We start from the raw sequence: 22,563 nt of genomic DNA, 5'->3' as shown, positions 1-22,563 counted from the left end.
TTCGTCGCAAATGGACAAAACGTGTATTTCAATCAATCAAACGATCCGTACCTCTTCATTCAACAGCCCAGTATCGTTTAAAAGAATTGCATACCGTACGGCAACGAATATCCAAGGAAAATCGTCACAAGAACGAGGACAGCAAACCCAAGCAAGAAACCAGAATAGGCTTTTCCTTTTTTCAGACGAACGAGTGTCAACTCACCCAAAACCAAAACAAGGATTCCTGCTGTAATCTTCGCATGGTACAAGCCGTCTGGATTAGCAGACATACCTATGATCGTGATATAGAGGTAAAGACCTGTCGCGAACGTCAACAGCAATAACAAACGAAACGCCATGTGTACACCCTTAGCAGCAGGCTTACCATTCTTATACATCGAAAACGCAACAAAAAATGTGACCAACAATAAAACCCATAATAAGACGTGTGTGTGTACAAATGCAGTAATCGGCATTTTTGTTCCCCCTTTTATCATTCCTTATTTATCGTAGCTGATTTTCAGCATGAGACATAGTGTTATTTTCCTGACATATCAATCATTTCCGAAACAGCTGAATGGGCAGTGACCATTTGTGGTAATTTCACGGTAAAGAGACTACCTTTCCGTTCAACCGAATCCACTAAGATTTCCCCATCATGTCCTTCGACGATTTCTTTACAGATGGCAAGTCCAAGACCGGTTCCTCCGATTTTTCGACTATCCGAATTATCGACCCGATAAAATTTTTCGAACAACTTCGCTAAAGCCGTTTTCGGAATACCGATTCCTTCATCACGTACGGTGAATTGGACATGGTGCTGATCGGCTGTTAACACGACTTCGATCGTCCCACCAAACGGTGAATATTTGACGGCATTGTTCAGTAAATTATTCGTCAGTTGTTTCATCTTCTCTTCATCCGCTTCAATCCATGGACCCGTCTCATTGAATGAACGGAACGTAATCGTATGCTTCGTCGTTGAGGCCGCATAGAATTGGGTCGTTTCCTCTAGCAAGGGACGTAAATCAAGCGGTTTCTTTTGATAAGACTGGGTTCCTGATTCCATCCGTTGTACATCCAAAAAGTCATTGACAAGATTCGCTAATCGTTCCGTCTCCGAATGAATCGTCTTTAAATACTTGTCTTGTTTTGATAAATCGATATCCCGGTTCAACATCAATTCGGTAAAACCATAAATCGACGATAACGGTGTCCGCAATTCATGCGATACTGTCGAGACCAACTCGGATTTGAGTCGATCCATCTCCGTTTCTTTCGTCACGTCACGTAATACAAGCATCGTCCCTTTTCGCATTCCATCAATTTCAATCGTTTCTACATAAAAATGAATGAATACGACTTGCTGGCGAATCGAAAACTGAAGACTATTTTTCGGAACTTCTCCTTGCAAGACCCCTTCCACATAACGCGAGAAGGTTTCCGGTTCATCGACAACTGCACGGATCGTATCCAGACATCCTTGAAGGGTTTCCGTTTTAGCCGTTCCGTGTTGGAGTTCCGGAAACAAATCGTACAATGGACGGTTCACGAACACTTCCTGTTTACCCGGTTCGATATAGATGACTGCTTCTCGAATCGAATCGAGGATTCGCTCCGTTTTGGTTTTTTCCCGATTCATTTCATCAAATAACCGCATCCGTAACAACGAAAGCGACAATTGACGTGAAAATGACATGACGTCACGCATCTGTTCGTTCGTAAACTGATCACGGTAACGGACAAGATAGATGAAGGCAATGATTTCTTCCGACGCCGGATCAAGAATCGGCACAGCCGTCTCATACATATAGTACGGATATGGTAACGGATGGTCACTCGCAACTTGTTTCGACGAATGAACCGCTTTTTTCAGTGATTCTGCTCGTTTTAATAAAGAAAAATCGCCACCTAATAACTGTTCGGATAATTCTTCCGTCATGCCATGCGTCACGATGGAATAGGCGGAACCTTCATCGACGAATACAAGCGCTCCAATTTCAGAATCAGTGATTGCGATCAATTTCTCGATGATTTCCGGATAAGCCGTCAACGCTTCCCGCGCTGCTAAGGTTTCCGTCAAATCATTTCGATATTGGAGATGTTGTTCATTTCGCATCGTCAGTTCCAGCGCCTCCTCAAGTTCTTGCTGCTGGGCCTGCAGTTCTTCCTGTTGCGCCTGCAACTCTTCTTGTTGCGCCTGCAATTCTTCATTTTTTGCTAACAAATGCTGTTTGTTATCTGAAATTGAACTCGCCATCTGGTTAAACGATACTGCCAAAATACCAATCTCATCTGTACGATCCGGTATTTTCACGCGCGATACATCTTCCCCGCTCGCAAGACGTTCGCTATTTTTTACGAGCGCTAGCAGTTCCGCCGTAATACGTCGAATAAACGGATAGATCAAGAAAATCAAGACACCGACCAGAACGACGATATTTGATAACCAGATCAATTGTGTCGTCTGAATTTCTCGTTCGAGTTGTTCACTCGTCGTTTCCGACCAATCTTCCAAAAACTCTCGGTAACCACCAAGCGCCAGCTCACTTTTATTGATTTCAGACAAAACATCGATGTTTCCAGCGCCATCTAGCTTAATTCGTCCGTTTGCTAACAACTCTTTCCCAAGCGGTAGCGACGTCAACGTCGTTCCGCGTAAAAAGGACTCATCTACGGTGCCTGTTTCCTTTGCTTTGACGTAGGATTCAATCAGCGGCAAAATCGATTCAAAATAATAGGCATACAGTTCACGGGAGGAACGTGCATAATCTTTGCCTTGTGTATAAATCGCATTTTCCTCGAACCAACGTGTTTGTTCATCAATCGTCGCTCGTTGATCTACCATCTTCTGATAAATTTCCCGATCACCGATAAGGGCATATCCCCGCATATTGAATTGCAAGTCTTGCCATTCTTCCCAAAGCGCACCGGCACGTGCGCTCCGGTCTCTGATATCTTCTAATTTTTGTCGTGTTTCTTGTAATTTCGTATCGGTATAATTATAAACAATCAGTGAAGAAATCATCAGTGTCGTTAACACGATATAAAAGGAAGCCATCAACTGGCGTCCGATTTTTCGATTAATCCACTGGATGATCACTCAATATTCCTCCTACGACATCAATTAATTCCAACGGACTGAACGGTTTAGAAAAGAAGTAATTGGCTCCGATTTCTTCTGCCCGCTCGCGGTCGGATTGTTGACTTTTTGCTGTTAACATCATGATTTTCAAGTGTTGTTTATCCGGATGACGGCGGACCTTTTCAATGACTTCGATCCCTGTCATTCCAGGCATCATGTAATCCAGTAAAACTAAGTCATAATGCTGACTCATGATTTTCTGATAGGCTTCGTCCCCATCCGTTGCCTCATCGATCGTGTATCCTTCATCTTCCAATGTATCTAATACCAGCATACGTAACACATCTTCGTCTTCTGCTAATAATATACGTGCCATCTATAAACCCTCCTATTAATATCACTGATCTTTTTGCATACCTTCTCATTTTACACAGTTCTTTCATATTTAGAAATGAAAATCGTCTAACGAATTAGCTCCGACCACTCGATAAGTGACAGAAACGATTCGTTAGACGCAGGTCCCTTAATGAATTTCAATCACTTCATGGAGTGCAAAAGCGTAAATCATTTTTTGGGAAATCGTGATCTTTAAAATCGATTCCAATGCTTCTTGGTACAGATTCAACTGCGTTGCATACCGTTCTCGTAACAAGTCATGCTGATCCTGACCATCAGTCGCCTCAAACACTTGATCGGATTTATAATCCAACAGGATATAAGTCTCACCGTCCTGAATCAAACAATCCACGATCCCTTGCATGACAGCCTGGTCACTCGGACCATGCCAGTCCTTGCGGAAGCGCGCCGAATCAATTTTATACGTAAACGGCAGTTCCCGGTAAACATCCCCTGTCGCCAAGCGTTGTTCAAACAGCTGTCCGATCGCTGAAGACAGGAACGTCTTGAGCTCCGGAATCGCTTCTCGCATCGTACCGGCTTCTAAAGCAGAAATCCGTTCTGTTTGTTCCCAGTCAACAATCTGATCTTCGATGGATCGACCAGCTTCATACAACTGCATCGCTAAGTGCAGGACGGTCCCACGTTCAGCGCCTGTCAATGTCGGACCTAAAAATTGGGGTGTCCGGTAATAGGTCGATTGACGGTATGTGGATTCAAATGCAGCCCGTTCTAACTGTTCCGTTCGCTTTAACTCTGTGACGGTTTGTTTGGCGGCCGTATCAGTAGCAACTTGATACGGATATTGATAGGCAAATGCCGCTTCGATTTGTTGCTTGAACGGCTCATTTCCGGCATGATCAATTTTTTCGAGCGCTCGGACATGCTCGAGTTGATCAATCATTTTCGTCAATTCTTGATGCGGTGCAATGTCATCTAACGTCATGATCCGGAGAGACCACTGTTGTTCCTGCTCGTCCAACATGAATTTTCGAAGGACGGCTGGTGCGACCCAGTCGGCATATGTTTTGGCGTTACGTCGATCGATTTCTGGTAAAAGCAACTCATCCAGCGGTTGATCTTGCCACTTCGCAAGTTGGTCTTCCAGTCCTTTGATTGCCCCTACTAAGATCAACTTTTCTTTAGCACGTGTCATCGCGACATATAACACTCGCATCTCTTCTGCCTTCATCTCACGGTCCATCTCGCGACGAATGACTTCTTTCAGCAAGGTTCCGGACCGAAGACGTTTAATTGGATCAATCGCATCCAGGGCAATCCCATACGTTTTGTGTAATTGGATTGCTTGCATCTGATCTTGTTTATTAAATTGTTTTCCGAGCTGGCTGACGATTGTCACGGGAAACTCCAACCCTTTTGACTGGTGAATCGTCATGATTCGGACCACGTCCTCATCTTCTCCTAAAGAACGGGCTTCTGAAAAATCTTCCCCTCGTTCCACTAGACGGTGGATCAAACGTAAAAATCGGTATAACCCCCGATACCCGGATGCTTCATACTGATTGGCCCGTTCATAGAGCGCATTTAAGTTCGCTTGCCGGCTTCGTCCACCGTTCAGACAACCGACATACTCGAAGTACCCTGTCTGATCGAACAAGGAACGAATCAGGCTCGCCAATGATTTGCCGCGTGCTTCCGTACGCCAGTGTTGTAATCGTGTGAGTGCTTCATCCACCCGTAACCCTAGCGGTGTCTCCTCTTGCGCCACCAACACTGCCGCTTCATAAAAAGTAGTCTCTTTCGATTTGGCACGGATGCGTCCTAAATCCCGATCCGTCAATCCAAAAATCGGCGACCGTAATACACCGGCTAGCGGGATGTCTTGTAACGGGTTATCAATCGTTTTTAATAACGCCATCATGATTTGGATTTCAGTTGCTTGGAAATAACCACCTGTCGTATCCGCATATACCGGAAGTTCATATTGTTCAAACACATCGACGAGTGCCTGAACCCGCTTTCCTCTCGAACGCACGAGGACAACGATATCCCGGTATTCGCATTTACGGAATCGCTTTTGTTTGGCATCAAATACAAGATACGGATTTTCATCGTTTACCATCTCAATGATTCGTGTAGCGATGACTTGTGCTTCGAGTTCTTCTTTATTCGTATCCGTCTGATCAACCAGCAACAATTCTGGCTCTACCTGGTTCGACTCGACATAACCAAGATTCCCCAATCGTAAATGAGCCGCTTCGTCGTAATCAATTTCCCCAACTGCTTCATCCATCACCTGACGGAAAATATGATTGGTTCCGTCCAACACTTCTAAACGGCTCCGGAAATTTTTCGTTAAATCAATTCGTGTCCCGACATCGGTTAGTCGGAATCGTTTAAACTTATTGAGAAATAACCCCGGTTCAGCATGACGGAATTTATAAATCGACTGTTTGACGTCACCGACCATAAACAGATTACCTGTCGCCTCATCCGATTTCGAAACGAGTTTTAAAATCCGTTCTTGTACTTCGTTTGTGTCTTGATATTCATCGACCAATACCTCAACGAAACGCTCTTGCAACAAACGGGCAACATCGGTCGCTTCCCCATCTTGTTCCAAAATCGCTAACGCAAAATGCTCGAGATCCGAAAAATCAACGATTCCGCGCTGTTGTTTCGCTTCTAGATAAGCGGTCGAAAAATGACGGACCAACATAACGATCATTTGGACATGCCCCAGCTGTGAACGCAAGTCTTCGAGATAGTCGACCCCGTCCTTTCCGACGAACAGTTCCCGCATTTTTTTCAAATCACTGACGAGTCGTGTCCGTTCTGCTTGAAACAGTTTCATCTCTTCATCTCCACGTACACCTTTCCAGCGTCCGAACTCAACCGCTTGGAAGGCAAGGGCAACGGTCGTCCACCGGTCAGTTTGTGGATTGATTTGTCGAATCGGTGCTATATCCTGCATCAACATCTCGGCCATCTCATCGTATCCCGATTGACGTAACCGGTAGGACAGTTCCAGATACCGGTTGACGACTGGCGCGACACGTTCCCACTCGAGTTCAAGCAATCGTGTTAATAACGAGGATTCATCCGGATCAATCGGTTGATCGTACTGGGCAATCAAATGATCATAAAAAGCTTCTGGATCCGGAAGTGAACGGGAAAAACGATACAGATTCGAAATCAATGTCAACATCGCTTGATCGTCTCGATCTGACGTATAGCTATCAATCAGTTCATAAAATGCGGGATCCGCCGTTGCGTAGAAGCTCTCAAACACTTCTTCTAGTACGTCATCTTGTAGCAATAACAACTCCGCTTCTTCAGCAATCCGAAAAGCAGGATCAAGACCAATCCGGTAATAGTTTTCTCGTAAGATGGACAAACAGAATGAATGAATCGTCGTAATTTGAGCCCGGTTCATCATTTGTCGTTGTTTTTTCAGGTAACTATCGTCCGGAGCTCGTTTGATCTTTGCTTCGATCGCTTCGATGACACGGGTCTTCATCTCTTTTGCTGCTGCATTTGTAAATGTTGCAACAAGCATCCGGTCTGCCGTCAATGGATCGTCTTGATTGATGACACGTTGTGTCAATCGTTCCACTAATACAGCTGTTTTTCCTGAACCGGCAGCGGCAGAGACTAAAATATGTCCTCCCCTCGCTTCAATCGCCTGTTGCTGTTCATCCGTCCATTGCACACTCATTCTGTCTCCTCCTTCAACCGTTCCAAGACTTCTTTTTCCGACAAAGCGTCCAGTTGGCGGTAGTCGTTTCCAAGCGACTCATCAAACTGACAGACGGAGCGATATTCACAAAACGTACAAGGTGTCCGTTCTTGATAATCAAACGGATCAATCGCAATATCTCCCTCATACATTGATTGGCTACTCGTTTTCAATTCATCCCAGGCATGATCCATCAAGGCATTCAACTCTTCTTCCTTGACGACACCTTTCGTATGGGATTTATGAAGACCCGTTTTCGTAAATGTCACTTTGACAAGCGGCGATTTTTTTCGTTCATCGTATGCAATCTGATCCATCGCACGCAACACCTCATCATTTTCGACGATGACACCTTGCATCTGATACGATTCGAGGAGTAATCGACTCCGCTCGGTTTCATCAGCAGACAAATCACCGCGTAACATCGGATTTTTCACATGGAAATACAAGGCACCAGCTGGTTTGGCCTGTCGATCAAATAAAACTTCTGACTGTTCAACGACGGTTTTTAGATACAAAAGCATCTGAATCGCCAATCCATAATAAATTTCAGCAAAGTCTAACTCTTTGGCACTCGACTTGTAATCAACGATCCGGACGTACAGCTGATCGCCGATCGTCGCTTGGTCCACTCGGTCAATTCGACCCGTAAATTCAATTTCTGTTCCATCCGGTAATGTGAACCGAAGTGGTGGAAACATCGCATTCCCAAAACTAATCTCAAATAAATCCGGTTCGAAATCCGACCGTTCCGCTTGTTTGACAAGCATTTTTGCCGTTTGTTCGACGACATCGGTTAACTTCTTCTTGATGTATCCGAATCGGTTCGAACTCATTAAAATCGCATTTTGAATTTCTGGTGTCACTTTTTCGACGGCCTCTTTTGCGAGAGTACTACACGACTCATCATCGAGCTCACGCCAGTGTTTCCCTGACGCCTTGATGTTCATCGATAGATCATTGAGTGCCCCGTGAAACAGGTTCCCGATGTCCGGCGCTTCGAATTTATACAATTTCCGCTCCTTTAACCGTAAGCCATAGCGGGCAAAGTGTTTATAGGAGCACGCATTGTATGTTTCAAACCGTGAAACACTTGCTTTGATCGTGTCCCCATACAAGGTTCGCGCTAAATCGTCCGGCAAGGGTTTTGCCTGATTCTGATAAAATAACGCACTCGAGAACAAGGCCATCCGTTCTCGCCCTCGTCCGTTCTCAAGCAACAGATTGTAGACATCAAACCACGATTGTTGAATCGGATAACGACGTTGCAATCGTCTTAACTCAATTGCCGTCGCAGCTGCTGCCCGGTCTGGACTCGTCACAAACTGTAGCTGATCATCCGGTGCATGGTCGCCAGCCTCTGCAAAATACGTTTTGACTGGACGGTCCTGCAGGAGTTGACGTTTGATTTGTTTGACGATTGAGGCCGGTTGAAGTGCCTTTCCATCCTCGTCAACAAGTGCATAGCTGATATGCAAGGACTCGCTTGGTGCCGTTACACCTTGATACAGGTAATACAATTCGTCATCAAACACGTCAAGTGATGCCTTTCCGACCGGGATCCCTTGATCATGTAAAAAGTCATGGTCCCCTTCCGATAACAGTTTCGATTGATCTTCCACCAATGGAATCAACCCATCGTTTGCACCAAGTAAAAAGACGACCTTGACCTGTTGTAAACGACCTCGGACATAATCCGTTGCAATTACTTGATCGAGTGACGGAGGAACAAGCGAGAAACGAAGACTTTCAAGTCCTGTCTCAACCATTTGAACAAATAGTTCAGTAGACAAAATCGTCTCAGGAGCTGCTGCTTCTAGTTGTTCAAAAAGGTGTAATACCGCTTCATACACTTGATCATGTTCCCGCGCCTGACTCAATTCATTGGCCTCGAGCGCTTGCTGTTTCCAAATCATCAAACGATCCGTCAGCTGATGTTCTTCTAAAAAACGGTATAAGGCCCGCGTATATTCGCTCATCGTCTTCGAAGCCTTAAAGCGTTTTTCAAGTGGTTCAATCGCTTCAACTAAAAATTGACGCCACTCGTTCAACTCGTGTTCTTCTTTTAATTCATCATCCGTCAAACTGACTTCATCAGCTAAACGACGTTTTAGTTGCCATGGTTTTTTCCACATCGACCCTTTGATTCCTCGTTCTAGCACAAAGGTTTCTAATCGATCGAGAGCTAATCGTGCGTCCTCTGCCGGGAGCGGAATCAGTTCTGTTTTTAGCAATCGAAAAACAGACTCCTCCCGATAACCTGTCATGACGATTTCGAGGACCGCATGGACTAATTCGACGATCGGATGATGAACCATCGATTCCCGCTGATCCAAGAAGTACGGGATATCATACAATTGGAAAGCCCGTTCTAAATGATCCGCATACGGTTCGAGATGACGCACGAGAAAGGCAATCTCATTAAAGCGGTATCCATTTTGCCTTACGAATTGGATGGCTTTTCTGACGGCCGCTTCCGCCTCGACCTGACGATTTACCGCGGCAACAATCGTCAATCCGTCCACTTCTTCATCGGCAGCCGGATACCCCGGCGAAAGTAATGCTTGTTCAAGCATCCGTAATCCCGTGCTCTTGAATTTAACAGACTGCTCGTAATGAATTTCTTGATGCTCAATCTGGCGTTCGTTCATCTGTTCAATCAATTGCATATAACACCGTTGTGACACACCAAACTCGGACTGTTTGGCATAGGCGTCCTCGACATCAAGTGTAAAGCTGAGATGCATCTCTTGTGTCAGTTCCATCAAACGGAGTAACACCAGTTGCTCCTGTAAGGAAAATTCATAAAAACCATCGACGAATACGCATGCCTCACTTAGATTCGCTTCCGGTAACAGATCAATGAGTGTCGTAAAATAATCATCTGCATGGAGTGCTTTATCCGCAATCCGTTCTGTGAACCGTTCATAAATCAACGCCAAATCGTTTAGCTTAGGGGAACGTTCAGGTGAAGCACTGCTGATTTGACGCAACATGTCGGGATCTACTAAGGAACGTTTAAACGATGCGATCAATTCATCCAGTCCTTTATAAAAACCGGGCATGTTTTTAGTCCGTTTGAAGATTTTCAAGTCTTCTTCCGCTTCTTCTACGACTTGTCGTAATAACAGTTGTGTCCCCGTTTCGTCTAAGAAAGGAATCGCTTGGTTTCCGTGATCACGGATGATGTGAAAGGCAAATCGCCGTAAGCTCATGACTTCCATTCGGACGAGACCGGACAGACGCGGATCGGTCGCAATCCGCCGCTCCATTTCAAATGACATTTGATCAGGGACGATAAAGTAAATCGGAGGTCCTAATGGCTGCTTCACGAGTCGTTCGACGACGTCCTCAATCAACTTGGTAGTCTTACCTGTACCGGCACGACCTAAGTGCATATAATTCATAGTTTCCAGCCGGCGTAGACCCTTGACTTCCGTCTTGGGAGAAGCCGGCCTTCACCTCCTTTGTATAGTGTCGGCGAATGCTTACGTTGCTGTTTGTGTTCGGATGCTGCGAGTACTTCCTTTATTAGTTAATGCGACATGAGCTGTCGCTTCACGTTAATTTTTTCTTATATGTATGATTATCGCATAAATACGAACAAACGTCCGGTTTGAAATGAAGGTTTTCTTGATGAAACGATTAGATTCCCTTACTTTTGGTCGGTAGTTGCAAAAAGCGGGTAAAGATTGAGATAATAATGTATTTCAAAGGAATAGTTAATGGAAAGAGGGACATTCATGCTCTACGAGAAACTCGGAAAACAACCAGCAATCGAACAACTTGTTACACGGTTTTATGAACGTGTTTATGTCGATGATCTTCTCCGTCCCTTGTTCCCTGTTGATCGACAACGTGTCGAGCACGCGCAAATCGTTTTTTTGACTCAGCTCACGGGTGGTCCAAAGCAGTATGAGTTGTACGATGAGCGGATGAATCTTGCGATGATTCATCGTCTTTTACCAATCAGACGCGTGCATGCTGAACGATGGATCGAACTGATGACTGCTGCCATCGAGGAGACCATTCAAAATCAAGAAGCCGCTGCTCTTTTAATCGAACGTCTCCGGATTGGTGCAATGAATGTTCTTCGGATTTGCGATGCTCATCAAAATGGATAAGGGATTTTTCTTTCTCATCGGTACATTTCAATGTAAAATGAAAAGTGGAGGCGATAACTATGACTGAAGAACAAGATAAAAAGAGTGAATTGGTAAAGAGTGCCCTCGAACAAGCTGAGGCTGCCAAAACGACAGATGAACCTGTTGAAGAAGAAAAATCCGATGAACAGAAACGACTCGAACACATACGCGCACTCGTTACGCTTGAACGTGGTTCTGATTATTACCGTGTTGTCTTCTATGATGATCATAAACATTTGATTTTCAAAGAACTTGATTATGATCGCGTAGAGTTTGTCGGCCGTTTCTACAATGACAGTTTTGATCCGACCAACCAAAAAGAATTAGAAGAGATTTCTGAAAAAGCACTCGCGACGTCGATTCGTAAACGATTCTTGTAAAAAACGTATTCGTCTTATGACTGTTTACTCATGCAAAAGCCGTGTTCCCCCAATCAGTTGATGGGGAGCACGGCTTTTTTCATGTACCTATTACAAGCTCATTCATTCTGTTTGGACGTGTTTCGTTTTTTCCGACGCAGGACGTATGCCAATACGCCACCCGCAACCGCTAGTCCTGTTGCCGCCAGTACAGGTAAAAGCACTTTTTTCGACGTCAGTTTTTGTTTGACTTGTTGCAGACGGGATTCCGTTACTTCTTTTTGGGCAACGGATGTGCGACGATTGATCGTCATATGTTTTGCTGCGTCTGTTACGACAATCCGTTTCGTCACCCAACGTCGATTTCCTGCGTCATCGACGATTAGTTGACGGGCTCGTTTGACACCCTTAACGCGTTTACCTGGTGTATTTTCCGGACGGACGATTCGCGAACTGATGAAACGTCGTCCTCCATTCACACCAAATCCAGGTTGTAATTTTCTTCTGTTTAACCATTCGTATGATTCATTCATTGTGTAGCGGTCATCTGACCGCTTCACCTCCCTTTAGTCTCTCTCTCGTTCATTCGTTCTTATTCGCTTTGTTAAGTAATGATTCCTGTTAGATTGTTCCACTTATCGTGCTTTATTAAACGTCATTGGTCGTTCTTCTTGAAATCTTCGTTGCATTTCGTAAGCCAGTTCTAACGTTTTAATCCGTTGTCGTTCGATACTGTAGGCAGAAGCATCCGTATCAATCCGTTGACCTGTCTGAAACTCAACTTGGACGGTTTTACCGATTTTCTGGACCGTTTTCATCTGTTTAAAGTTGATCCAGATGCACTCTGCTTTTTCCTTAGCTGTCGTCGGGAAAAAGATTGTCTGTGCTTTCCAGTCAATCAAAACCGGCGTTTTTCGATTCGGTCCCAGAATATGGCGTGCCGCCTCGATTCGTCCACGCATCGATGAACCAAAATACAAACATGATTCTTCAATCAACTTGATCGGATGACCCTCTAATACAACTTCTGATTGTTCTTGAATAAGTAAAGTTTGTGGTTCACCATACGGACCGTACTTTGGAATAAGTGCTAATGTTTCTTCCGTAATTTTATGTCGCATTTTGATTTCTCCCTTCTTGTATTAAGTTGGTTATATCAAATTCAGCACGATTCGGTTTGGGTGTCAGGATTATTTCCCAAAATAAAAAACGAGATATGACTATCTCGTTTTTAAAGATCTTATTTTTTTTCAGCTGACTGTTTCTGAAAATGACGCGGAAAATTAAATTTCACACAAACTTTATCTTTTTCATTTCCCGACGGCTTATTCTCAATCGTCACTGTACCTTCATGCCGCTCAACAATCCGCTTGACGATATACAAACCGAGACCAAATTTCCCCTCTTTCCCACGAGAAAATTGATGGAATAGTGGTGACGACGTCTCTAACGGCGGACCGTCATTTTCGATTTCAATCGTCGCTGCCTCTGCTGTTCCGGATAAGCGAATCTCAATCGTCGTCTCTGCATAACGAATCGCATTGTCCAACACGTTTTCCAGTGCGACCCGCAACTGTTCACCTTCCCCTAAGACGATGCCGGCTTCACCGGAAATTTTCCAGGTCAACACTTTTGTTCCGACAAACCGTTTTTGAAGCAGATGAACCATCCGATCTAAATCCACATGATCCCATTTTGAACGATCCAGTTCAAAATAATCGAGTTTCGTTACATACAACAAGGCAGCCACTTTCTTCTCTAACCGTTCGGCTTCCTCTTCGATGACAGAGACGGATCCCGTCAAATCTCCATCTGGATAAATCCCATCCGAAATCGATTGGGCATAACTACGAATGACCATGATGGGTGTTTTTAAATCGTGCGAGATGTTTTGGAGTAAGGACTTTTGTGCTTTGTCTTGTTTCTCTAAATCCATTCGCATGGCATCCACCGAGCGAGCCAGCCGTCCGATTTCGTCCCCACGGTCGAGTGGCAAAGGGGTATCCCACTTTTGGGCTGCAATTTTCCCGACCGCCCCTTCGATTTCAATCAACGGAAGGGTCAATCGGCGAGCTAACCAAAAAGCGATGAACAATGTCAGGACACTGACAATCGCAACAACCCAGCCAATCTTTGAAAATAATTGTGTGATCAGTTCTTGGCGATAGGCATCCCAGACGTACGAGACCCGGTAATAGGTCTCCCCCTTTATTTCCATCTTCAGAATGCTGTAGTAGACATCTTCCTTATCAAGACGTGTCGTATATTTTTCCATCTCATCCTCTTGATTGATGGCATCCCGATACATTTGATTCACCAACTGTTGAGGTGCACCACCATAATACAACTTCCCATTTTTCGATAACAACAAGACATTGACGGATCGTGACTCCTGTTTACGTCGATCAAATTCAATCGGATTTTCTTGCAGCATCTCGATGACGGAAGCATCTTCCGAGAAAAAGACTTCACTGTTTTCAAGCGTCGCATAGACTTGTTCATCGATAAAGTTTCCAATCGATGACCGGATGACGACCAAAATGACGATTGAAAGAGTGGCAATGACGAGTAAGAACATTGCCCAAATCTGAAAACCCAAACTCCGGTTTTTCATGCAGCCACCAGACGATACCCAATTCCATAAATCGTTTCGAGTTCAAGTTTCGACAATTTTTTTCGGACACGCCGCACAAGATCATCGACGACACGATCTGATCCGAAATAATCATCGCCCCATACACTGACCAGGATTTGCTCCCGGGACATCGGCGTCCCAATCTGCGTCGCAAATAAAATCAATAAATCATATTCTTTTGAGGTCAAATCAATTTCCTGACCATTTTCTTCAATAATCCGTTTTTCTGGATAAATCGTGTAATCTCCGTAACGGATGACTCCCGTTTTAGGTGTCGCATAGGTCCGTGCTAGAATTTTCTTCACCCGAATGACCAGTTCGCGGGGTAAAAATGGTTTGGCGATATAATCGTCAGACCCCATTTCCAGTCCAATGATTTTATCGATGTCTTCGTCACGAGCCGAGATGAAGATGACGGGTGTCGTCTCATCATGGGCTTTAATCCGCTTAATTAACTGAAAACCATCTACGTCCGGTAACATGATGTCAAGGATCCATAAATCAGGTTTTTCGATGATGGCGGATGCCGCAGCTTCTCCGGATGTAAACGATTTAACTTGCCAACCCTCTTGTTCCAAATACTTGACTAAAACACGGTTCAGGTTTACTTCATCGTCCACTAAATAAATCGTATGCATCATCATCACTCCTGCTTAAGTTGTTTTTTTTAGTGTAACAAAGGATTTCCGCAAAATTATGGGAGAATCCAAAATTGTACAAAAAAAAACGCTCTCTTTTTAGAAAAGAGAGGCGCACGTCACAAAAAAATTATTTTACGAGGCGCAACGATGGATACGTCGCACGTTCTACATGTGTTTTAACATTCGCCGATACATGACGACGTTCCGTTTTCACTACGTGTGCTAGGAACGTTGCGCCGCCACCAAGTAAGACTGTTACGCCAGTCATTAAAATAATTTCCACTGTTTTCGCCACCCTTTTCTATCGCAATTGATAATCAATATCATCTTCAATACGACTATATCATGCTTGATAGAAAATGAGAAGCATTCTCACAAATTTAATCGGTTAAAAATTTCTGTTGTTCCATTTCATGTCGCTTTCGAATGATTTCACGCCATTTAAACTCACCTTGCTCCAGACCATTAATTAAAATTTCAGCTGTCCCGACATTCGTCGCAAGCGGCAAATCATACACGTCACATAAGCGGATCAAGGCTGAGACATCTGGTTCATGGGGTTGGGCGGTCAACGGATCCCGTAAAAAGATGACGATATCAATCTCGCCCCGTGCGACCATCGCACCGATTTCTTGATCTCCTCCAAGTGGTCCCGACTTACAGCGGTGAATGGATAATGCCGTCGCTTCCATGATTCGTTGACCCGTCGTCCCTGTCGCATACAATGTATTTTTGGCAAAGTAAGTTTCATACGCCCGTGTAAACATCATCATTTCGTCCTTTTTTTCATCATGTGCAATCAAAGCAATGTTCATATTTTTTTCCCCTTTCTTTACCTATATGCACACAAAAAGAACTTCAGAAACCTGAAGTTCTCAGATTGTAGACAAATTCTAATTTTAACGTTGAAGTGAGGGTTTCTCTTATGTAGTCGTATAAAGTGGTATTAAAAACAAGGATTCCCATCGGAATCCCATGACCAGTTCGCTAATTTTTTGAGGTTGAGGGCACTAAAAGTAAGCATCGCTTGTAGCGTTTTTTTTTCAGGCCACGATATCGGGCCCAACGCATTCCCTGATTTTCTTTTGCGTCTGCAAAGACACGTTCGATGGTCTCCTGTCGTTTTCGATACAATGCCCGATTCACAGAAGTGTGCCGCAAATGCTCCACCTCGTCCATTGCTTCCTGCCAGATATGACGTAGTATCATTTTTTATTCTCTTGGCTTTTCGTGCACTGTGAAAGAAAAAGCGTTTGTTCGCTCGAAATCGCTTCCTAGGGAAAAACAAGCAGGAGCGACCCCAGCAGCGAAGCGATGCGGCGCGATGCTTGTCCCAGGAAAATGATTCGAAGCGAACAAAAAAGCGGCTCTTCTCGATAAAGAGAAAAACCACTACTTTGTCTCCAGTCTGAGAACTTCAGAAACCTGAAGTTCTTCCTTCTACTTTTTGACTCATGAATTCGTCGGTTGTCTTTTTAACACTGTCCGTAAAATTTTACCGGTCGTATTTCGTGGTAATTGATCAATGAATTCAATCCGTGTCGGACATTTGTATTTTGCGAGTGAGACCGCACAAAAATCTAGAACTTCTGTTTCCGTCAACGGTTCGCGTACGACGACAAATGCTTTGACCGCTTCACCCATTTCTTCGTCCGGTACACCAATGACTGCTGCTTCCACGACAGACGGATGTTGGTACAGGACTTCCTCGACTTCCCGAGGATAGACGTTGTACCCTCCGACGATGATCATATCTTTTTTTCGATCAACGATATAAAAGTATCCGTCCTCATCTTGTCTTGCCAGGTCGCCTGTATAGAGCCAGCCTTCTTTTAACGTCGCCTGCGTCTCTTCCGGCATTTTGTAGTAACCTGTCATGACGTTCGGACCACGAACGATTAATTCGCCGACTTGTCCAACAGGAACGTCCTGTCCCAATTCGTCAACGATTTTATTTTCGACATCGATGATCGAGGGACCAATCGATCCTGGTTTTTGAACACCGTTCAACGGATTAAAACACGTGACGGGAGAAGCTTCTGACAGACCATATCCTTCAAGAATGTGGCAGTTGAATGTCTGATCAAATGCTTGGAGCAACGGGACCGGTAAGCTTGCCCCACCAGAAACGAACAGGCGAATCGAATCGAAGTGATGGGCGTACTCCGGATGAGCCTTGACGGTCTGCAATAAGAAGTTATACATCGTTGGTACTCCTGCAAAAATCGTCACCTGTTCTTTTTTAGCGAGTTCAAATGTCTCCTGCGGTGAGAAGCGAGGAGCGATGATGACGGTTGCTCCATGGGCGAGTGAGGCATTGACGACCACCGTCAAACAGAAGACATGGAACATCGGTAAGACCGCAAGCGTCCGGTCTCGTTCCGAAACATGTAAGTATTCTCCAATCGAACGGGCATTCGACGTTAAATTCCGATGGGACAACATCGCCCCTTTCGGTTTCCCGGTCGTACCGCTCGTATATAAAATGACAGCCGTCTCATCCAGTTCATACGTCACCTCTTGAATCGGATGTTCAATTTCGAGCCACGCCTCCAGTGTCGTGAAACGAACTTTTCCAATTTGTTCATCCGGACCGATTTGACCATTAAACGGAACGGATACAACAACAGCGAGGTGCGGTAAATGAATCAAACGTTCTTTCGCTGCCTCGACAAGTGGTGCGATTCCTAAAATTCCTTTGACATCCCCGTTCATCAAAATATACCCCAGTTCATCCGGTGTATAGGTCGGATTGATCGGAATCGCAATCGCTCCTTGTTTCATCACTGCATAATATCCCACTAAAAAAGCCGGGCTATTCCCAAGTATCAACGCAACATGATCCCCCTTACGGATTCCGTGCGCCTCAAGTGCTCCTGCCGCCCGGTGAAATTTCTCGACAAATTCCCGGTAACTAACCGCGGTATCTTCAAACACATAGGCAATACTGTCCGGACGTTGCCGGGCCGTCTCTTCCACCGAATGAATCAATCCCATCATAACTAGCTTCCCCCTTCGAATGAATAACCGTTCATTTTTAACGCAAAAAAAATCCATACATGACGTGTCCGCCTGTATGGATAGTGTAGCATTTTATGGAAACGTTTTCACGCTCTTTCTTTTAACCGTTGACAATGACGCCGCCATTTAGATGCAAGACTTGACCCGTCATATAACTTGAATCGTTACATGCTAGGAACACGTACGCTGACGCCATTTCTGCTGGCTGTCCGGGACGGTCCATCGGTGTATTCTTACCAAATGTCTTCACCGACTCATCCGGGAACGTATCCGTGATCAATGGTGTCCAGATCGGACCTGGTGCGACTGCATTGACACGGATTCCTTGTTTCGCAAGGTTCATCGAAAGACTGCGCGTGAAGCTGACGATGGCTCCTTTCGTCGACGAATAATCAATCAGCAATGAATTTCCTTCATAGGCTGTCGACGACGTCGTGTTGATGATGGCTGAGCCCAGCGACAAGTGAGGTAGTGCGGCCCGTGCCAAGCGCATCATCCCAAAGATATTCGTCTTGAATGTTTTTTCCATCGATTCGTCCGTGATGTCGAGCAATGATTCTTCCGGTTTTTGCATACTGGCATTGTTGACGACGATATCTAAACGACCAAATCGCGCAATCGTTTTTTTGACGAGTTCTTCACAGTAAGCACCGTCACCGATGTCTCCTTGCGAAAGTAATACTTCGCCGCCGAGTTCTTCAAGCCGGGCTTTTGTTTCTTCTGCTCCTTCTTGATCGCCGTAAAACGCAATGACGATTTTAGCACCTTCTAATGTATAGGCAATCGAGATGGCACGTCCGATTCCTGAATTACCACCTGTCACGATCGCGACTTTGCCTTTTAATTTTCCAGCAGCACGATAATCGTCCCGCTCATAATACGGTAACGGCTGTTGGTCTTCCGTTTTCGGTAAACCTTCGGAAACTTTTTCAAAATTGATGAAGTCGTTTAATGTACCCTCTAAAAAGTTATCTTTATTGTAGCCCATGAAAAAAGCTCCCCCTATGCAAGTTGATAGAAAGAGTTTTCCCAAAAAAGCTTATGCTAAAACGTCAAGCACTTCATCGAGTTCAACAGCACCAAAATATTTCTTTAATTCGTACTGACTCAAGACGTCCCGTAAAGAGGAACGGTCATACCGTTTCCCTTCCAACGCTCGAGCGATTTCCGATGCATCCTCGACACCAAAAAAGTCACCATAAATCTTCGCTTCTTCAATGATTCCCTTTTTGACGTTCAGACGGAAGTCAATCGTTCCGATTGGGAAACGCTTTTTATGAACGACGTCAAACTTCGGTGATTTCCCGAAATTCCAATCCCAGTTCCCGTAACGTTCTGCTGAAATCGCATGCACTTTCGCCCAGTCTTCCTCCGTCAAAACATAACGTTCCATTTCTTTGCCTTTATAGATGGACTCCAACAAATGTTCGACAAACTCATCCATCGTCAACGGTTCAGTCAGAAATTCTGAAATGTTCGCCACACGGCTGCGGACAGATTTTATTCCTTTTGAACGCATTTTTTCTTCACTGACGACAAGAGCATTGACGACCTCTTCAATGTTTGAGTCAAGCATCAGCGTACCATGGCTGAACATCCGGCCCTTTGTCGTAAACTGGGCGTTTCCACTGATTTTCCGGGTTCCGACATGGATGTCATTGCGACCCGATAATTCTGCCTCAACACCCAATTTGTGCAATGCTTTTACGACCGGCTCCGTGAACTTTTTATAGTTGTTGAACGAATCTCCGTCATCTTTTGTCAGGAAACTGAAGTTCAGGTTTCCGAGATCGTGGTAGACGGCACCGCCGCCTGATAAACGACGGACAACATGAATCCCGTTTTCCTCAACATACTTTAAGTTAACTTCTTCACTCGTGTTTTGATTCTTCCCGACAATGATCGATGGACCATTGATGTAAAACAGGAAATAATCCTCTTCGCTGACGTTCAGGTTGTTTAAAATGAAATCCTCGACAGCAAGATTAATCCGTGCATCGTGAATTTCTGGATGGAAAATGAATTTCATAAGTTTCATGTACTCCTTTAACAATCAAATTTAGTTGCAGCCGTCTACACCACAGGCATCACCTTCGGCAACGATTTCTACTTTTTGTTCCTGTTGGACTCGTTCCAACACTTGACTGAATGCCTCTACCGGTTGCGCACCTGAAATCGCATACTTCCGGTCGAATACAAAGAACGGTACACCGGTGACACCTAGTTCACGAGCCATGTCTTCTTCTTGACGTACTTCATCGGAAGACTCATCAGATGTAAGGAAGGTTTCCACGGTTGCTGTATCCAGTCCAGCTTCGGTCGCAATCCGCGTCAAAATCGAATCATCATTTAAATTTTCACCGTTCATGAAATAGGCTTGGAACAATCCTTCTGATACCTCATCCATTTTATCATGTTTTTTAGCGAGTTGAGTCAGGCGGTGAGCTTTAAATGTATTTGCCGGAATGACACGATCCATTTCGTATGCCAGACCGTCTGTCTTCGCGGAATCGACGACTCCTTGTGACATCGATCGCGCTTGTTCAACGGATGTTCCGTACTTCGCCGCTAAAATGTCATACAACCCCATCGTCGGTGTTTCAGGTGCTGCCGGATCAAGCTCAAAACTTTTGAATTCTACCTCGACGTTCGTTGCACCATTTGCCTCAATTGCCTTTTCCAAACGTTTTTTACCGATATAACAAAACGGACAGGCGTAATCTGACCAGACTTCTACTTTCATCTTGTTCCAGCTCCTTTATTGGTATGTTGTGTACATTCAGCATAATCGCCTGAGCAGCCGCTTGCAATGAATCTGATTTCACAGGACAGAAAAAAATCCTTTGCCCGAAAGCGAAGGAGTTTTTGTCCAAAGATTATTTTATTCTGTGACGAGCGCGTGCGCAGCATCCTCAATTTCGATGTCGAGTTCTTTTGTATATTCTGCTGTTTGAGCTGACGTCCAGTTCAAATGACGGGCCATCTCTTTGATGGCTGCTTCTTTATGCTGACGTGCCCAAGCGATATCAAAGAAGACTGCGCCTGTCCGACGGATGAAGAAGTCGATTGGACGTGCGACCATCTCGTGATCGATTCCGTAATGAAGCTGCGCATAGACATCACGCGGCAGTTCCGTTTCTGCTGCATCGTATTCCGTTGCATAGGCAAGAACATCCGGTAAGTTCGAGCCGTATCGTTTAGCGAGGAACAAAACTTCTTCCGAAGTCAAACCGTTAGCCGGTGCTTGTGCTTTGAGGAACTTCGCAAATCCAGTCGCTCCTCCGACATGTCCACCTGAAATCGGCATGTTTTTTGTCGAACAACGGGCATAAGCCACATTGTCTTCTTTTTTCAAGAGTTTTGCGACGAGATCAACGACGTGCTCACCCATTTTGCGGTAACCTGTCAGTTTCCCGCCGGCAATCGTGATCAAGCCTGATTCGGACTGCCATACTTCGTCTTTTCGTGAAATTTCTGATGGGTCCTTACCTTGTTCATAAATCAACGGACGAACACCGGCCCAGCTTGATTCAACATCTTCTGCTGTCACTTTGACTTCAGGGAACATGTAGTGAATCGCGTCCAGTACGTACTCTTGATCTTCCACCGTAAATTTCGGATGTGACGTATCTTTGTCGAAGAATGTATCTGTTGTCCCGACATAGGCTTTTCCGTCACGCGGGATGGCAAAGATCATCCGACCGTCCGGTGTATCGAAATAGACGGCTTGTTTTAACGGGAATTTTGACTGATCGATGACGACGTGAACCCCTTTTGTCAAACGCAGTTGTTTGCCGACTTTCGAACCGTCTTTTTCACGCAATTCATCGACCCAAGGACCGGTTGCATTCACGACTTTCTTCGCACGAATTTCGTGGACGTCTCCTGTTGCGAGATCCGTCACACGCATTCCGACGACTTTTCTGTTTTCATACAGAATTTCTTCCGCTTTCGTGTAGTTGACGACACGTGCTCCGTGAGCAACCGCTTCTTTCATGACTTCAATCGTCAGACGGGCATCATCTGTCCGGTATTCGACGTAGTAACCGCCGCCTTTAAGACCGTCTTGTTTGACGAGTGGTTCTTTTGCAAGCGTCTCTTTTGACGATAACATCGAACGCCACTCTGAACGCTTGACCCCTGCCAAGAAATCGTAGACACGTAAACCGATTGACGTACTGAACGGTCCGAATGTCCCGCCTTTATGCATCGGTAACAGCATCCATTCTGGTGTCGTGACGTGTGGTCCGTTCTCATAAACGATGGCACGTTCTTTCCCGACCTCGGCGACCATTTGGATTTCAAATTGTTTCAAGTAACGTAAACCACCATGCACCAATTTCGTTGAACGGCTTGACGTTCCGGCTGCGAAGTCTTGCATTTCAACGAGTCCAATCTTCATGCCACGTGACGCGGCATCAAGTGCGATTCCAGCTCCTGTGATCCCTCCACCTACGACAAGTAGATCCAGTTCTTCACGCGTTAATCGATTGTAGACCTCTGCACGGTTTTTGCTTGAAAATGATTGGTTTGCCATGAATAGTTCCTCCTGTTTAGGTTCGAAAAAAAAGAGACCACAACAAACAGACTGACGGTGTC

The 22,563-nt window shown here is 45.0% G+C and carries 18 protein-coding genes and 1 pseudogene; 2 read left to right on the top strand and 17 right to left on the bottom strand.

Features of this window, described 5'->3' with window-relative positions:
• Positions 1-77: 77 nt before the first annotated feature.
• The 5 genes from BLD48_RS00190 to addB all read right to left on the bottom strand — a co-directional run bounded on the left by BLD48_RS00190 (position 78) and on the right by addB (position 10,570).
• Positions 78-458 (bottom strand): DUF1516 family protein, encoded by a 381-nt coding sequence (locus BLD48_RS00190; protein ID WP_071498446.1) that lies wholly within the window; start codon positions 456-458, stop codon positions 78-80.
• Between the two features lie 62 nt (positions 459-520).
• Complete coding sequence (locus tag BLD48_RS00185) at positions 521-3,085, bottom strand: HAMP domain-containing sensor histidine kinase (protein ID WP_083412204.1); 2,565 nt, start codon at positions 3,083-3,085, stop codon at positions 521-523.
• Positions 3,066-3,443, bottom strand: coding sequence for a response regulator transcription factor (locus BLD48_RS00180; protein WP_014969720.1), 378 nt, complete (start codon positions 3,441-3,443; stop codon positions 3,066-3,068). The genes BLD48_RS00185 and BLD48_RS00180 overlap by 20 nt, the downstream gene beginning before the upstream one ends.
• Positions 3,444-3,590: 147 nt before the next feature.
• Entirely contained in the window at positions 3,591-7,142 is a 3,552-nt protein-coding gene (gene addA, locus BLD48_RS00175; protein WP_071498445.1) for a helicase-exonuclease AddAB subunit AddA, read from the bottom strand.
• On the bottom strand, positions 7,139-10,570 hold the full coding sequence (addB, locus tag BLD48_RS00170) for a helicase-exonuclease AddAB subunit AddB (RefSeq protein WP_071498444.1): 3,432 nt from the start codon (positions 10,568-10,570) through the stop codon (positions 7,139-7,141). The genes addA and addB overlap by 4 nt, the downstream gene beginning before the upstream one ends.
• 336 nt (positions 10,571-10,906) lie before the next feature.
• On the opposite strand from addB, the gene BLD48_RS00165 reads away from it, so the two are divergent.
• Together BLD48_RS00165 and BLD48_RS00160 are read left to right on the top strand one after the other, a co-directional pair.
• A complete protein-coding gene (locus BLD48_RS00165; RefSeq protein ID WP_071498443.1) occupies positions 10,907-11,287 on the top strand; it encodes a truncated hemoglobin in 381 nt (126 codons plus the stop codon).
• Positions 11,288-11,346: 59 nt separating this feature from the next.
• Positions 11,347-11,688 carry a hypothetical protein gene (locus BLD48_RS00160; protein WP_071498442.1) on the top strand — a complete coding sequence of 114 codons (342 nt, stop codon included), beginning with the start codon at positions 11,347-11,349 and terminating at the stop codon, positions 11,686-11,688.
• 98 nt (positions 11,689-11,786) lie between these two features.
• On the opposite strand, the gene BLD48_RS00155 is transcribed toward BLD48_RS00160, so the two are convergent.
• The 12 genes and pseudogenes from BLD48_RS00155 to BLD48_RS00105 all read right to left on the bottom strand — a co-directional run bounded on the left by BLD48_RS00155 (position 11,787) and on the right by BLD48_RS00105 (position 22,501).
• Positions 11,787-12,200 (bottom strand): hypothetical protein, encoded by a 414-nt coding sequence (locus BLD48_RS00155; protein WP_071498441.1) that lies wholly within the window; start codon positions 12,198-12,200, stop codon positions 11,787-11,789.
• A 102-nt stretch (positions 12,201-12,302) separates the two neighbouring features.
• Positions 12,303-12,788, bottom strand: a complete 486-nt coding sequence (locus BLD48_RS00150) for a competence protein ComK (RefSeq protein ID WP_014969714.1) — start codon at positions 12,786-12,788, stop codon at positions 12,303-12,305.
• A gap of 119 nt (positions 12,789-12,907) precedes the next feature.
• A complete protein-coding gene (locus tag BLD48_RS00145; RefSeq protein ID WP_071498440.1) occupies positions 12,908-14,281 on the bottom strand; it encodes a sensor histidine kinase in 1,374 nt (457 codons plus the stop codon).
• Positions 14,278-14,943 carry a response regulator transcription factor gene (locus tag BLD48_RS00140; protein ID WP_071498439.1) on the bottom strand — a complete coding sequence of 222 codons (666 nt, stop codon included), beginning with the start codon at positions 14,941-14,943 and terminating at the stop codon, positions 14,278-14,280. Before BLD48_RS00140 ends, BLD48_RS00145 begins: the two co-directional genes overlap by 4 nt.
• Before the next feature lie 127 nt (positions 14,944-15,070).
• Entirely contained in the window at positions 15,071-15,226 is a 156-nt protein-coding gene (locus tag BLD48_RS16235; RefSeq protein WP_014969711.1) for a hypothetical protein, read from the bottom strand.
• Between the two features lie 97 nt (positions 15,227-15,323).
• Positions 15,324-15,758 (bottom strand): methylglyoxal synthase, encoded by a 435-nt coding sequence (locus tag BLD48_RS00135; RefSeq protein ID WP_071498438.1) that lies wholly within the window; start codon positions 15,756-15,758, stop codon positions 15,324-15,326.
• 131 nt (positions 15,759-15,889) lie between these two features.
• A pseudogene (locus BLD48_RS00130) lies at positions 15,890-16,202 on the bottom strand (transposase); the annotation flags it as partial.
• 193 nt (positions 16,203-16,395) lie between these two features.
• Positions 16,396-17,940, bottom strand: a complete 1,545-nt coding sequence (locus BLD48_RS00125; RefSeq protein ID WP_071498614.1) for a fatty acid--CoA ligase family protein — start codon at positions 17,938-17,940, stop codon at positions 16,396-16,398.
• A gap of 124 nt (positions 17,941-18,064) precedes the next feature.
• Positions 18,065-18,952 (bottom strand): SDR family oxidoreductase, encoded by an 888-nt coding sequence (locus BLD48_RS00120; RefSeq protein WP_071498436.1) that lies wholly within the window; start codon positions 18,950-18,952, stop codon positions 18,065-18,067.
• 51 nt (positions 18,953-19,003) lie between these two features.
• Positions 19,004-19,993: a lipoate--protein ligase gene (gene lplA, locus BLD48_RS00115; protein ID WP_071498435.1), complete on the bottom strand. Its 990-nt coding sequence runs from the start codon at positions 19,991-19,993 to the stop codon at positions 19,004-19,006.
• A 30-nt stretch (positions 19,994-20,023) separates the two neighbouring features.
• A complete protein-coding gene (locus BLD48_RS00110) occupies positions 20,024-20,707 on the bottom strand; it encodes a DsbA family oxidoreductase (protein ID WP_071498434.1) in 684 nt (227 codons plus the stop codon).
• Positions 20,708-20,845: 138 nt separating this feature from the next.
• Positions 20,846-22,501, bottom strand: a complete 1,656-nt coding sequence (locus tag BLD48_RS00105) for a glycerol-3-phosphate dehydrogenase/oxidase (protein ID WP_071498433.1) — start codon at positions 22,499-22,501, stop codon at positions 20,846-20,848.
• Positions 22,502-22,563: the final 62 nt, after the last annotated feature.

This window comes from Exiguobacterium sp. KRL4, from assembly GCF_001870785.1.
Lineage (GTDB): Bacteria > Bacillota > Bacilli > Exiguobacteriales > Exiguobacteriaceae > Exiguobacterium_A.
The sequence above is the reverse complement of the archived record's forward strand: the minus strand, read 5'-3'. Positions and strand labels throughout refer to the sequence as shown.